The following is a 257-nucleotide window of genomic DNA, read 5'->3' on the forward strand; positions in this document are numbered from 1 at the left end:
CTTCAGTAGCCTGAATTTCGTTGGTATCACTCATGTTTATTACTCTCTCACATGGTTTGAGGGATCTCGCCAGTATTGGCGGTAGGAATGTTAGATTGTTGCTGTTTAGCAACCTCATTCAGCAATTTGATAGCGTCCATCACGGCTTTTTCATCTATGTTCCTAGCCTGAGCCAGTTTGTAGATGGTGTTCGCCTGTGATTCTTGAGCCTGTTGCTGAGCGGTGAATGCTTTGATTTGTGTCTCTTGTGCTCTGGT

1 protein-coding gene is annotated in these 257 nt (G+C 44.7%); it reads right to left on the reverse strand.

Annotated features, from left to right (window positions below):
* Positions 1-47: 47 nt before the first annotated feature.
* A partial coding sequence (locus NXS07_RS21330) for a portal protein (protein WP_258087680.1) occupies positions 48-257 on the reverse strand: 210 nt, incomplete at its 5' end.

The organism is Xenorhabdus bovienii, from assembly GCF_024721015.1.
GTDB lineage: Bacteria > Pseudomonadota > Gammaproteobacteria > Enterobacterales > Enterobacteriaceae > Xenorhabdus > Xenorhabdus bovienii.